14 protein-coding genes are annotated in these 11,477 nt (G+C 68.4%); 7 read left to right on the top strand and 7 right to left on the bottom strand.

Going from position 1 to position 11,477, the window contains the following annotated elements; all coding sequences use genetic code 11:
- Positions 1 to 16: 16 nt before the first annotated feature.
- The 3 genes from DL991_RS23725 to DL991_RS23715 are packed head-to-tail and all read left to right on the top strand — an operon-like array spanning position 17 to position 2,352.
- Positions 17 to 511, top strand: coding sequence for a nucleoside deaminase (locus DL991_RS23725; RefSeq protein WP_020630619.1), 495 nt, complete (start codon positions 17 to 19; stop codon positions 509 to 511).
- 36 nt (positions 512 to 547) lie between these two features.
- The gene (locus tag DL991_RS23720) at positions 548 to 1,990 is read left to right on the top strand and encodes an NCS2 family permease (RefSeq protein ID WP_125786538.1); all 1,443 of its coding nucleotides are present in this window, start codon (positions 548 to 550) and stop codon (positions 1,988 to 1,990) included.
- Positions 1,981 to 2,352 carry a gamma-glutamylcyclotransferase gene (locus DL991_RS23715; protein WP_125786537.1) on the top strand — a complete coding sequence of 124 codons (372 nt, stop codon included), beginning with the start codon at positions 1,981 to 1,983 and terminating at the stop codon, positions 2,350 to 2,352. Before DL991_RS23720 ends, DL991_RS23715 begins: the two co-directional genes overlap by 10 nt.
- A gap of 59 nt (positions 2,353 to 2,411) precedes the next feature.
- On the opposite strand, the gene DL991_RS23710 is transcribed toward DL991_RS23715, so the two are convergent.
- Positions 2,412 to 3,101, bottom strand: a complete 690-nt coding sequence (locus DL991_RS23710) for a hypothetical protein (protein WP_125786536.1) — start codon at positions 3,099 to 3,101, stop codon at positions 2,412 to 2,414.
- 102 nt (positions 3,102 to 3,203) lie between these two features.
- Positions 3,204 to 3,755 (bottom strand): TetR/AcrR family transcriptional regulator, encoded by a 552-nt coding sequence (locus tag DL991_RS23705; protein ID WP_125786936.1) that lies wholly within the window; start codon positions 3,753 to 3,755, stop codon positions 3,204 to 3,206.
- Between the two features lie 146 nt (positions 3,756 to 3,901).
- Here DL991_RS23705 and DL991_RS23700 point away from each other — a divergent pair, with 146 nt between their 5' ends.
- Both DL991_RS23700 and DL991_RS23695 read left to right on the top strand, forming a co-directional pair.
- Positions 3,902 to 4,900: an SGNH/GDSL hydrolase family protein gene (locus tag DL991_RS23700; protein WP_125786535.1), complete on the top strand. Its 999-nt coding sequence runs from the start codon at positions 3,902 to 3,904 to the stop codon at positions 4,898 to 4,900.
- Between the two features lie 114 nt (positions 4,901 to 5,014).
- Complete coding sequence (locus tag DL991_RS23695) at positions 5,015 to 6,520, top strand: alpha/beta hydrolase (RefSeq protein ID WP_125786534.1); 1,506 nt, start codon at positions 5,015 to 5,017, stop codon at positions 6,518 to 6,520.
- Here the strand turns inward: DL991_RS23695 and pucL are convergent.
- The 4 genes from pucL to DL991_RS23675 are packed head-to-tail and all read right to left on the bottom strand — an operon-like array spanning position 6,517 to position 8,742.
- Complete coding sequence (gene pucL, locus DL991_RS23690) at positions 6,517 to 7,395, bottom strand: factor-independent urate hydroxylase (protein WP_125786533.1); 879 nt, start codon at positions 7,393 to 7,395, stop codon at positions 6,517 to 6,519. The two genes, DL991_RS23695 and pucL, sit on opposite strands and share 4 nt — an antisense overlap.
- 6 nt (positions 7,396 to 7,401) lie before the next feature.
- Positions 7,402 to 7,719 (bottom strand): hydroxyisourate hydrolase, encoded by a 318-nt coding sequence (gene uraH, locus DL991_RS23685; RefSeq protein ID WP_125786532.1) that lies wholly within the window; start codon positions 7,717 to 7,719, stop codon positions 7,402 to 7,404.
- Positions 7,716 to 8,207 (bottom strand): 2-oxo-4-hydroxy-4-carboxy-5-ureidoimidazoline decarboxylase, encoded by a 492-nt coding sequence (gene uraD, locus DL991_RS23680; RefSeq protein WP_125786531.1) that lies wholly within the window; start codon positions 8,205 to 8,207, stop codon positions 7,716 to 7,718. Before uraD ends, uraH begins: the two co-directional genes overlap by 4 nt.
- 58 nt (positions 8,208 to 8,265) lie before the next feature.
- Positions 8,266 to 8,742 (bottom strand): helix-turn-helix domain-containing protein, encoded by a 477-nt coding sequence (locus DL991_RS23675; RefSeq protein WP_125786530.1) that lies wholly within the window; start codon positions 8,740 to 8,742, stop codon positions 8,266 to 8,268.
- Positions 8,743 to 8,846: 104 nt separating this feature from the next.
- On the opposite strand from DL991_RS23675, the gene allB reads away from it, so the two are divergent.
- Together allB and alc are read left to right on the top strand one after the other, a co-directional pair.
- Positions 8,847 to 10,175, top strand: coding sequence for an allantoinase AllB (gene allB, locus DL991_RS23670; protein ID WP_125786529.1), 1,329 nt, complete (start codon positions 8,847 to 8,849; stop codon positions 10,173 to 10,175).
- A gap of 1 nt (position 10,176) precedes the next feature.
- Positions 10,177 to 11,193 carry an allantoicase gene (alc, locus tag DL991_RS23665; RefSeq protein WP_125786528.1) on the top strand — a complete coding sequence of 339 codons (1,017 nt, stop codon included), beginning with the start codon at positions 10,177 to 10,179 and terminating at the stop codon, positions 11,191 to 11,193.
- A 9-nt stretch (positions 11,194 to 11,202) separates the two neighbouring features.
- On the opposite strand, the gene DL991_RS42990 is transcribed toward alc, so the two are convergent.
- Positions 11,203 to 11,379 (bottom strand): hypothetical protein, encoded by a 177-nt coding sequence (locus DL991_RS42990; protein ID WP_199746417.1) that lies wholly within the window; start codon positions 11,377 to 11,379, stop codon positions 11,203 to 11,205.
- Positions 11,380 to 11,477: the final 98 nt, after the last annotated feature.

Below are 11,477 nucleotides of genomic sequence, written 5' to 3'. Positions count from 1 at the left end.
AACTAGGAGCACATCCGTGGGTACCCGTCTGTCCATTTCGGAGTCCGACGAGCAGAAATGGCTCGCCGAAGCCGTCCAGCTGGCCACCACGAACGTCGAACGCGGCGGCGGCCCGTTCGGCGCGATGATCGTCCGTGACGGTTCGGTGCTGGCCACCGGCACCAACCAGGTGACGCCGACGCTGGACCCGACGGCGCACGCCGAGGTGGTTGCGATCCGCGCGGCCTGCCAGGCGATCGGCGACTACAAACTCGACGGCTGTGTCCTCGTGACCTCCTGCGAGCCCTGCCCGCTCTGCCTTTCCGCCGCGCTCTGGGCGCGTGTCGGCAAGGTCGTCTACGCCGCGGACCGCCACGACGCGGCCGAGGCGGGCTTCGACGACCGCGAGTTCTACGACCTCTTTTCCCGCCCGCGCGAGACCTGGTCACTACCCGTCGGCCAGCTGTCCCTTCCGGACTCTTTCGCGCCCTTCCAGGCCTGGCTGTCGAAACCCGACAAGAAGGCCTACTGAGCAAATCTTCCCGCCCCACAACGTTGTGGAGTAGGCATGACCCAATTAGGTACAGAGCGTCCCCCGCTGCCCTCGCCCGAGCCGGGGCGGCTGTCCGGGCTCGACCGCTGGTTCAAGATCTCCCACCGCGGCAGCACGATCGGCCGCGAGGTGCGCGGCGGGATCACCACCTTCGTCGCGATGTGCTACATCGTGTTGCTCAACCCGCTCATCCTCGGCGCGTCGGCCGACATCACCGGCGCCCGGCTGAGCACCGAGGCGATCACGACCGCGACCGCGCTGGCGGCGGGGGTCACCACGATCCTGATGGGACTGGTCGGCAACGCGCCGCTGGCCCTCGCGGCGGGCCTCGGTGTCAACGGGGTCGTCGCCTTCCAGATGGCTCCGGCCATGACGTGGGCGCAGGCCTTCGGGCTCGTCGTCCTCGAAGGCTTCTGCATCGTGTTGATGGCCGTTTCCGGTATCCGGGAACGGATCATCAACGCGATCCCGATGGCGCTCAAGGTCGCGATCACCGTCGGCATCGGGCTCTACATCGCGCTGGTCGGCCTGGTCAGTGCCGGCTTCGTGACCCGCACACCGGACGCCGCCCAGTCGACGGTGCCGGTGCGGATGGGGATCGCCGGCCATCTGGAGGGCTGGCCGATCGCGATCTTCTGCCTCGGGCTGCTGCTGATGATCGTGCTCGTGAGCCGCGGCGTACCGGGCGCGGTGCTGATCAGCATCGCGGTCGCGACCGGGCTCGCGGTGCTGGTCAACAGCGTGTTCCACGTCGAGGGCTGGGGACTCGTCGAACCCAAGGTGCCCGACCAGGTCGTGGCGCATCCCGATTTCAGCCTGCTGGGCGACATCGATCTCTTCGGCGGATTCGGGTCGGCGGGCGCGGTGACGGCGGCGGTGTTCCTGTTCACGCTGGTGCTTTCCGGATTCTTCGACGCGATGGGCACGATCACGTCCGTCTCGGAGGAGGCGGGGCTGGTCAAGAACGGCAAGGTCGAGGGGATGGGCCGGATCCTGCTGGTCGACGGCGCGGGCGCGCTCGCCGGCGGCGTCACCGGATCGGCGCCGAACACGGTGTTCCTCGAATCGGCCGCCGGTGTCGGCGAAGGCGCGCGGACCGGACTGGCGAGCATCGTCACCGGCGGGCTGTTCACCGCCACGCTGTTCCTGACCCCGATCGCGGCCGTCGTCCCGGCGCAGGCCGCGGCACCCGCGCTGGTGGTCATCGGCGGCATGATGATGGCGCAATGCCGCCGGATCCCATGGCAGGACCTGGACTTCGCGATCCCGGTGTTCCTGACCATCGCGTTGATCCCGTTCACCTACTCGATCACCAACGGGATCGGCGCCGGACTGGTCGCGTACGTGCTGATCAAGATCTGCAAGGGCAAGATCCGCGAGATCGGCTGGATCCTCGGGATCCTGGCCGCGGTGTTCGGGGTGTACTTCGGGATCGAAGGGATCATGTCGTGGTTCTGATGTTCCTCAACGGCGGCGGGATGCGCGGCGGACCGCTGCACGAACAGTTGCAGGGCGCGCCGTTGTGCTGCGTGGCCCGGTCCGCGCCCAAATACCGCTACTTCTCCGTGGGCGACCGGTTCCCGGCGATGTACGAAGGCGGCTCCGCCTCCGTGGTCGGCGAGGTCTACGACCTGCCGCTTTCGGTGTTGCGGGACCACCTGGTCCCCGCCGAGCCGCCGGAACTGGAGCTCGGCGTCGTCGAACTGGCGGACGGCGCGGCCTGTCTCGCGACCGTCCTGCGTTCGTCCTATGTGGACTCCGCCGAGCTGACGGACATCTCCGCGGTGGGGGACTGGCGGGCGTATCTCGCGTCCCGCTAGCGGTCCGTGAAGGCCTCCTTCCCTACCTTGAGAGTAGGGAAGGAGGCCTTCACGGAACGTCACAGCACGAAGACGAGATTGCTCGCCGCCGGGTGGAACATCTCGGGCGCACCCGCGTAGAAGGCCCGCCAGACACCGGGTTTGCGGTGCTCGGCCGAAGTCGCGAAAGCCCAGGTGGTGCCGTTCCACGTGGCCTCGACCGTCGCCGCCGTGGTCCAGCGGTAGGTGGCGAGTGAGAAGTACTGGAGGTCGACCGGGATCGGGTTCGCGGTGTAGCGGCCGGGGAACTCGATCGTGCCGGACGCGGTCACGGCCTTGTCCGCGCCACGGCCCGCCGCGAACGACGTGATCGCCGAGGGATGGAGCACGACGATCTTCGAGGTGTCGGCGCGCGAGCTCGCGATCGACGGGTCGGTGGAGAAGAAGTCGGCGTGGTAGTTGCCGGTGCGGATCGGCGTCAGCGTCGCGCTGTAGACACCGGTGGCGTCGGTGACCGGCTTGGCCTGAGCCTCGCCGCAGAAGCCGTTGAAACAGAACGAGATCCCCACCTCGGCGCCCGCGATCGGCGTGGCGTCGGCCTTGGTGAGCTTCCCGGAGATCGTGACGCTCTCCCCGGCGTCGATCCGCGTGCTGCCGGTGGTCGTGGTGAGGGTGGACGGCTGGACTTCGGTGGCGGACGCGGGTACGGCGCCCGCGGTGAGCAGTGCGGCGGCGGCGATGGTGCCGATCACGAGCTTTCTGATGATCATGTGCTCCCCAAACGGATTTCGGCTTCTGTGACCGCTAGGTCGGCCGGAAGTCGTTGCCCGTTGCGGGAAGAACCCGGTGTTCAGCAGTCCGCCGTCGGTGCTTCACGCAGCCGGGAGCAATGTGCGCGCCAAGGCGACGGACGACAGCCCCGCGACCTCGAGCGCTTCGGTGTCACGCAGCGATCGGCTCAGCACGAACGCGCCTTCGAGGCTGTTCACCAAAGCGATCGTGAGCTGCCGGGCGGCCGCGGGTTCGAGGCCGTACTTGCCCAGCTTCTCGGCCCCGGTCTCGATCCACGCCGTGAACACGTCGGCCGTCGCGATCCGCAGCTTCTCGTTGGTGCTGGCGACCTCGAGCGCGACCGTCGCGATGGGGCACGCGTCGGCGTAGTCGGTCGCTTTCAGTGTCTCGGCCGCGCTGGCGAAGCACGCCTCGATGCCGTGGACGAGGTCCGGTTCGTCGGCGAAGAAGATCTCGAACAGCGCGAGGTACATCATCCCCGAGGTGCGGATGACCTCTTCGCCGAGCTGTTCCTTGCCGCCGGGGAAGAAGTGGTAGAGCGAGCCGAAGGGCGCTTTCGCGGCTTCGACGATCTGCTTCACCCCGGTGCCGGTGTACCCGTTCCGGCGGAGCAGTTCGGCGCCGGCGTTCACGATGCGTTCCCGCGTTCCAGTCACGTCTCCATGATAGAGCGTTCTATCTAACCCCTGAAACGTGAAAGATGCTCACATCTATTGTGGACGGCGGTGGGAACTTGCCAGGATCGGCCGGTAGTCCAACGACGGATCACGAGGTCGCCATGCGCCGTACCGCCCGACTTGTCCTCGCCACGCTGCTGGCTGTCCTCTCGCTAGCGAGTTTGGGCACACCCGCGAGCGCCGCCGAGACCCCGTCCTTCCGCAAGTACGTCGCTCTCGGCGACTCCTACACCGCGGGCCCGCTGATCCCGTGGCAGCAGGCGAGCTGGTGTTTCCGGTCGAACAACAACTATCCGGCCTGGCTCGCCACCAAGCTCGGGCTTTACCACGAATCGGGCGCCTTCACCGACGTCAGCTGCTCGTCGGCGGACACCACGAACATGACGAAACCGCAGGTGGTGCCTTCGCCGAGCCTGGCGCTCGCCAGCGCGCCGCCGCAGTTCGACGCGCTGACCCTGGACACCGACCTGGTGACCATCGGCATCGGCGGCAACGACTACGGCGTCTTCGGCAGCCTCATCGGCAAATGTCCTGAGCTGCGCGACAGCGATCCGACCGGCTCGCCGTGCAAGGACCACTTCACGATCAACGGGACCGACACCCTGCTCGCGGCGATCGAGAACACCCGGCGGAACCTCGAACGCGTCGTCAAGGGCGTCCGGGAACGTTCGCCCGCCGCCACGATCGTGCTGGTCGGGTACCCGCGGATCGTGCCGCCGACGGGTTACTGCCCCAGCGTGGTCCCGTTCGCCGACGGTGACTACGCCTGGGCCGACGAGGTTGAGCGCGCGCTCAACAAGGCCGTGTCGACGGCCGCCCGCAAACAGGGCGCCCGCTACGTCGACACCTACGGGCCGAGCCTCGGGCACGACGCCTGTTCGGGTGATGCGGCCTGGGTGAGCGGCAAGACCACCGATCTGTTCCGGGCGGTGGCCTACCACCCGTACGCGGCGGGCATGAAGGCCGAAGCCGACCTGATCTTCAAAGCGCTAGGCGGAACCACCGCGGTGTCCACGAAGGCCCCCGACGCGCGGAACGTGACCACCGCGGACGAACTCCAGCGCAAGGCCGCCGCGGCGGGACTTGTGCCTCGGACCTAGCCGTCCCTCGATCCTTGGTTCACCTTCCGGCGCTACCTGCGGTCGATGTTCGCCCGGTGTGCCCGGCCCTAGCGTCGTGAGCCGTTGGGAAACCAAGGAAGAAGGGGGAAGTGCATGAAGCGGTTCTTGGTCGCCGGGTTGCTCCCGGTGATCGTGGGCGGGCTGCTCGCCGGAGCCACACCGGCTTCGGCGGGCGTCCCGGCTCACTACGCCGACCAGAAGCTGGCGTGGGTCCCCTGCGCCGAATCGGACCTGATCTCGTTGCCGCCGGGCACCGACATCAGCGGGCTCGAATGCTCGACGTTCCGCACGCCCCGGGACTGGGATCGTGCGGACGAGCGGCAGGACCTGACCATCGCGGTCAGCAGGCTGAAGGCCACCGGGACCTCGACGGCCTCGCTGCTCACCAACCCGGGCGGGCCGGGCGGCGCCGGCCGCTGGCAGCCGACGATGTTCCGCGGGCAGGAGAAGCTGCGCGAGCACCAGGACATCATCGGTATCGACGTGCGCGGGACCGGCAAGAGCACGAACGTCACCTGCCGGGGCACGGCCGGACTGATCCGGCAGCTGGATCCTCGCGACCGGGATCCGCGCAATCTGAACCAGATCCTGGCCAACGCCGAACACGTGGCCAGGTCCTGCCAGAGCGCCGGCGGCGAACTCGGGCCGCTGATCACCACGTACCAGACGATCAGGGACTTCGATCTGCTCCGCGACCTGCTCGGCCGGGAGAAGATCAACTGGGTCGGGTATTCGGGCGGCACCTGGCTGGGCGCGCACTACGCGCAGCAGTTCCCGCAGCGGACCGGGCGATTCGTGCTGGACTCCTCGACGGAGTTCACCACGGACTGGCAGAAGACGTTCGACCGGCAGCCGGTCGGCTTCGAGCGGCGCTGGCGGCAGGACTTCCTGCCGTGGATGGCGCGGTACGACGCGAAGTACCACTTCGGCACCAACGGCGAAGAGGTCCGGCAGACCTACGAGCGGGTCCGCTACGCCTTGTCCCGCAACCCGCTGAACGGGAGCGGGCCGATGGAACTCGACACCGCCATCATCTACATGCTGTACAAGAAGGCGACCTTCCCGGCGCTGGCCGACCTGCTGGTCAAGATCCGGGACGCGATGGAGAACCCGGGGGCGAAGGCCGAGGCCAAGGCCGCCGTCGAGGCGGCGGGTGACCACCCCGACGCGCAAGACGCCACCTTCTGGAACACCCTCTGTGGTGAGGGACGTTTCATCGGCACCCGCGAGTCGCTGATCCGCGCTTCGCAGCGGAACCTCGACCGAGGTCTGCTCCTGGCGGGTGGCGGCACGCTGAACGCCTCGGTCTGCCTGTTCTGGGACAAGGAACCCCGTCCGCTGCCGAAAATGGACGGCAAGGGGGTCCCGCCGGTGCTGATCGTGCACTCCGAGCACGATCCGGCCACGGCGATCGAGGGCGCCCGGAAGGCGCACGCGGGGTTCGCGAACTCGCGGATGCTGACCGTGACCGGTGAGGGTGACCACGGGCTCTACGCCGACGGGAACCCCAAGCTGGACGAGATCGTGAACGCGTACCTGGTCGACGGGATCGTCCCCGCCGACCAGAGCGTCCCCGGTATGCCGCTGCCCGTGCCCTAGAAGGTGGCGAGGGTGTGCCAGGCCAGGCCTGGGTCCTCCGCGTCATCGCGGAGGACGACACCCTCGATGAGGCCGTACGGACGGTCGGCGGCGTAAAAGACCTCGTTGTCGTTCTTCAGCCCGAACGGCGACAGGTCCACCAGGAAGTGGTGCTTGTTCGGCAGTGAGAGCCGGACTTCGGCGACCTCTTCGCGTTCCTTGAGCACAGCCTCTCCCATCGCGTACAGCGTCTGCTGCAGGGAGAGGCTGTGCTTGTCCGCGAAGGTCTCCAGCAGGATCCTCCGCACTTCGGCGTGGCTCGTGGCCCAGTCGATCCCGTCGCCCTGGTAGCGCCAGCGCGCGGTCACGGCGGTGGCGAGGATCCGGTCGTTCGTCTCGGCCAGCGTCGTGTACTCGTCGCGAGGGAAGCCGTGGAACTCCGAGCCGGTCGACTTGAGCACCACGAGATCGTCCAAACCGGACACCACCCAGGCCTGGTCGCCCTGAACGGTCACCGCGGTCGTGCGCTTTTCGCCGCCCGCCTCGGAGAACGCGTGGTCGTGGCCGGAGATGCGGTTCCAGCCGTGTTCGTCGATCAGGATCCGGGCGCCGGTGATGTGCTGATTCGAGCCGACGAAATGCCGCCCGAGTCGCAGCGCGAAGTCCTCGATCTCGCCGACGGGCGCCTCCTTGGCGAAGGCGTACACGGTGTTCTTCTGGGTGTCGGTCGCGACGACGTCGGCGTTGTCGCCGGTGAGGTGTGGGGCCGCGAGGTCGCCGCGCAGCGACGTCGAAACGGTGAGGTCTTTGAGGTGGTGGACGGTGCCTTCGCGCCGGACGGTGACGAGCCGGACTTCGGCCTTGCCGTACTGGTTGGGGCCCAGGGTGATGGCCACGGGCGATCAGCTCCCTCGATAGGTGGAATAGGCGAACGGGCTCAGCAGCAACGGCACGTGGTGGTGCTCGGTCCCGTCGGCGATGCGGAAGGTCAGGGTGACTTCGGGGAAGAAGGAGTCCGGGCCTAGGTGGGCGCCGGTGTCGAAGACCAGCCGGTACACCCCGGGTTCCAGGGTTTCCGGGCCGAGGTCGCGGATCCGGCCGTCGGCGTCGGTCCGCCCTTCGGCGACGGGTTCGCCCGCGCCGGTTTCGAGGCGGACCCCGACCCCCGCCGCGGGCCGTCCCGCGGCGGTGTCGAGGATGTGCGTGGTCACGAGGCTCATGCCGTCACCGCCTTCTCCAGCCGCAGCGCGGCGATCCTGGCCAGCTCTTGGCCGGCCACTTCGAGTTCCTTCTCGGGGTCGTTCGAGAGCCTCGAACGCAGGTTTTCCAGCAGTTCGGCGCCGCTCCGGCCGCTCGCGCAGACCAGGAAGACGTGCCCGAACGTCGCCTCGTACTCGGCGTTGGCCGCGGCGAACTCGCGCGCCGCGTCACCGTCCACACCGGACTGTTCCGAGCGTGACCAGCCTGCCTCGGTGCTCGCGCCCCCCGCTTTCTCCCCGATCCGGGGATGGGCGGCCATGGCGCGCCGGACCTCTTCGGGACGCAACGGGGTGAGCGTCTCCGCCGTGGCGAGCAGCGCGGCGAGGTCGGCGTACGGACGCCTGGCCAGCAGGGTTTCCACCCAGCGCGGGACGTCGAGGCAGGCTGTCAGCGCCGGCCGGACGTCCTGAGCGGGAGCCTGGTTGAACTCTCGAATGGTGAGCGGCACGGGAACCGACGGTACGGCGGTGCTTCCACCGCCGTCAACATTTTGTTGAAACAGCTCTTCATTCTTGGTCTCGGTTGAGGTAGTTGTAGACCGTGAACCTCGTGACCCCCAGTGCTTCGGCGACGGTCGACACCGATTTGCGGAGGCCGAACGCGCCGCGTTCCTTGAGCAGTCGCACCGCGCGCTGCTTGGTGGCGCGGTCGAGGGTGTCGAGTTTGCCGCCGAGTTCGCGTTCGACGTCGCCGATGAGCCGGGCGAGCGCACTGTGCAGTTCGACCGCGGGCTCGCTCTTGTCGTCGCCGACCTGCCGGAGCTGGAGGGTCACGCGGGTGGCGCCGCCGTTCAGCGCCGCCCTGGCGATGGCGGGAAGCGCGTCGAGGAGGGTGTCGGCATCGCCGCGGACGAGGGTGCCGAGCGGGCCGAAGTCGGCGGACAGACCCGCGTCCTCCGCGGTGTCGCGGGCTTTGACGGCGTGTTCGGGTGGCGGGCCCTCGCCGTGGAACGGTTCGCTGGTGAACTCGGCTTCTAACTGCACCCAGCGAAGGTAGCGCCGCCAGGGCTCGTTGACGAGCAGGATGGCCGGAGTTAATGTCGGAGAGCGAAACCTCGATTCCACTGAGTGGAAGCTGGAGGCTTTAGATGGACTTGGTGATCAAGGCCGCGCGAGCCGTGACGGCTGCCGGAGAGGTACCCGCGACCATCGGTGTCGACGACGGCCGCATCGTCGCGGTCGAGCCCGCCGGCGCCGACCTGGACGGCGATCGGGTGCTCGAACTCGGCGAGGACGTCGTCCTGCTGCCGGGGCTCGTGGACACCCATGTGCACGTCAACGACCCGGGCCGGACCGAATGGGAGGGTTTCGCGTCGGCGACGCGCGCGGCCGCGGCCGGCGGGGTCACCACCATCGTGGACATGCCGCTGAACAGCCTGCCGCCGACGGTGGACGTCGCGGCGCTGGAGGTGAAGCGCAAGACCGCCGAGGGCCGGGTGCACGTCGACGTCGGGTTCTGGGGCGGTGCGATCCCCGGCAACCTCGCGGAGCTGCGCGGCCTGCACGAGGCCGGGGTGTTCGGTTTCAAGTCCTTCCTGCTGCATTCCGGAGTGGACGAGTTCCCGCCGCTGGACGCGCGAGGACTCGAAGAGGCGATGACCGAACTGCGGACCTTCGACGGCATGATCATCGTGCACGCGGAGGACTCCGACGCGATCGATCACGCCCCCGACCCGCACGGCGAGAAGTATGAGGACTTCCTGCACTCGCGTCCGCGCGGCGCGGAGAACGTGGCGATCGCGCAGGTCATCGAGCTCGCGAGGAAGACCGGTGTCCGCGCGCACATCCTGCATCTGTCCTCTTCGGACGCGCTGCCGATGGTCGAGAGCGCGCGGCGCGACGGTGTCCGGCTGACCGCCGAGACCTGTCCGCACTACCTGAGTTTCACCGCGGAGGAGATCGGCGACGGCGCCACGCAGTTCAAGTGCTGCCCGCCGATCCGTGAGGCAGGGAACCGCGAACTGTTGTGGCAGGGCCTCGCGGACGGCGTCATCGACTGCGTGGTGACCGACCATTCGCCGTGCACCCCGGAGCTGAAACGCTTCGACAGCGGCGATTTCGGGCTCGCCTGGGGCGGGATCGCCGGTCTGCAACTCGGCCTGCCCGCCGTCTGGACCCAGGCGCGGCAGCGCGGGTTCGCGCTCACCGACGTCGTCCGCTGGATGGCCGAGCATCCGGCCGCGCAGGCGGGCATGCGCCGCAAAGGTCATCTCGCGCCGGGCTACGACGCGGATTTCAGCGTGTTCGCACCCGACGAGGCTTTCGTCGTCGACGTCGCGAAGTTGAAACACCGCAACCCGGTCAGCGCTTACCACGGACGGCCGCTCGCCGGTGTCGTCCGGAGCACGTGGCTGCGGGGCGAGGAGATCACCGGTGAAGACCCGGCAGGCGTTCTGCTGACCCGGGGTGACTGCTGAGATGGAGGATGCCGTGAACGACCGTCCTGAGTGGACAGCCCGGCCCGATCTGGCCTCGCGCAAGTTCGGCGGGACCGTGATGTGGGCGACGGACGAGTTGTTCGCCGAGAAGGAAAACCTGGTCAACCCGTGGGTGCCCGCGCATCAGACGGAGACCTTCGGGCCCAAGGGGCAGGTCTACGACGGCTGGGAGACCCGGCGGCACCGTGAGCCCGGCGACGACCAGGCCGTCGTCCGGCTCGGTCTGGCTGGCGCGATCACCGGGGTCGTCGTGGACACCGCATTCTTCAAGGGCAACTACCCGCCGTTCGTCTCGGTGGAGGCGTGCGCCGTCGACGGCTATCCCAACACCGCCGAACTGTCCGAAGTGGACTGGGACGTGCTGGTGAAACGCGGCGCGGCGGCGGGGCACACGGAGAACTTCTTCGAGATCGGCGGGAGCAAGCGCTACACGCACGTCCGGCTGACCATGCATCCGGACGGCGGCGTGGCCCGGCTGCGTGTGCACGGCACGCCGATCCCGGACCCTCGTCTGCTCGATCCCGGCGCGCTCGACCTCGCCGCGCTGGAGAACGGCGCGGTGGTCACCGGATGCAGCGACATGTTCTATTCCTCGCCCAACAACCTCTTCTCGCCAGGGCTCGCCGCGCATCAGGCCGAAGGCTGGGAGACCGCGCGGCGCCGGGACGACGGGAACGACTGGGTCACGGTGCGGCTCGCCGGCGCGGGCGTCGTCCGGTTCGCCGAACTGGACAACAGCAACCTCAAGGGCAACGCGCCGGGCTGGGCGGCACTGAGCGGCCGAGACGGCGATGGCGAGTGGGTCGAGTTGCTGCCGAAGACGCGTCTGCAACCGGACACCCGGCACCGGTTCGCACTCGCCGAGGGACCCGAGGTGACCGAAGTGCGTCTCGACATCTATCCCGACGGCGGGATGGCGCGCCTGCGTCTCTTCGGTGCGCTGACCGATCGGGGCCGCGCTGACCTCACTTCGCGCTTCGAGGCCGCGCGCTCCTGAAACGCGGGGTCAGGGGCGCGCGCCCGGCCGGTTCAGGTAGGCGGAGAACAGCGAGAGGACGATTCCGACCGAGAAGATCGCGGTGAGCCACCAAGCGCCGCCGATGGACAGGTTCCACACCAGGGCACCCGCCATGAGCAGTGCCATGACGATGTTCCTGATCTGCAGCGGCGTCGGTTTGGCCATACCGCCACCTTCTCACGCGTCCGGATTTTTTCGAGCGGCGGGCAACCCTCGTGGGTGTGACATGCGTAACCGACATGTCAACTTCATCCACTTCCCGG

Origin of the sequence: Amycolatopsis sp. WAC 01375, assembly GCF_003947325.1 — a bacterium.
In the GTDB taxonomy this organism is placed as follows: Bacteria; Actinomycetota; Actinomycetes; order Mycobacteriales; family Pseudonocardiaceae; genus Amycolatopsis.
This window is presented reverse-complemented; position numbering and strand designations above follow the sequence as displayed.

Excerpts from the sequence above, each read along its gene's own strand:
- DL991_RS23700 (WP_125786535.1), top strand. The coding sequence starts at position 3,902 with ATGCGCCGTACCGCCCGACTTGTCCTCGCCACGCTGCTGGCTGTCCTC.
- DL991_RS23720 (WP_125786538.1), top strand. The coding sequence starts at position 548 with ATGACCCAATTAGGTACAGAGCGTCCCCCGCTGCCCTCGCCCGAGCCG.
- alc (WP_125786528.1), top strand. The coding sequence starts at position 10,177 with ATGGAGGATGCCGTGAACGACCGTCCTGAGTGGACAGCCCGGCCCGAT.
- DL991_RS23695 (WP_125786534.1), top strand. The coding sequence starts at position 5,015 with ATGAAGCGGTTCTTGGTCGCCGGGTTGCTCCCGGTGATCGTGGGCGGG.
- DL991_RS23710 (WP_125786536.1), bottom strand. The coding sequence starts at position 3,101 with ATGATCATCAGAAAGCTCGTGATCGGCACCATCGCCGCCGCCGCACTG.
- allB (WP_125786529.1), top strand. The coding sequence starts at position 8,847 with ATGGACTTGGTGATCAAGGCCGCGCGAGCCGTGACGGCTGCCGGAGAG.
- uraH (WP_125786532.1), bottom strand. The coding sequence starts at position 7,719 with ATGAGCCTCGTGACCACGCACATCCTCGACACCGCCGCGGGACGGCCC.
- DL991_RS42990 (WP_199746417.1), bottom strand. The coding sequence starts at position 11,379 with ATGGCCAAACCGACGCCGCTGCAGATCAGGAACATCGTCATGGCACTG.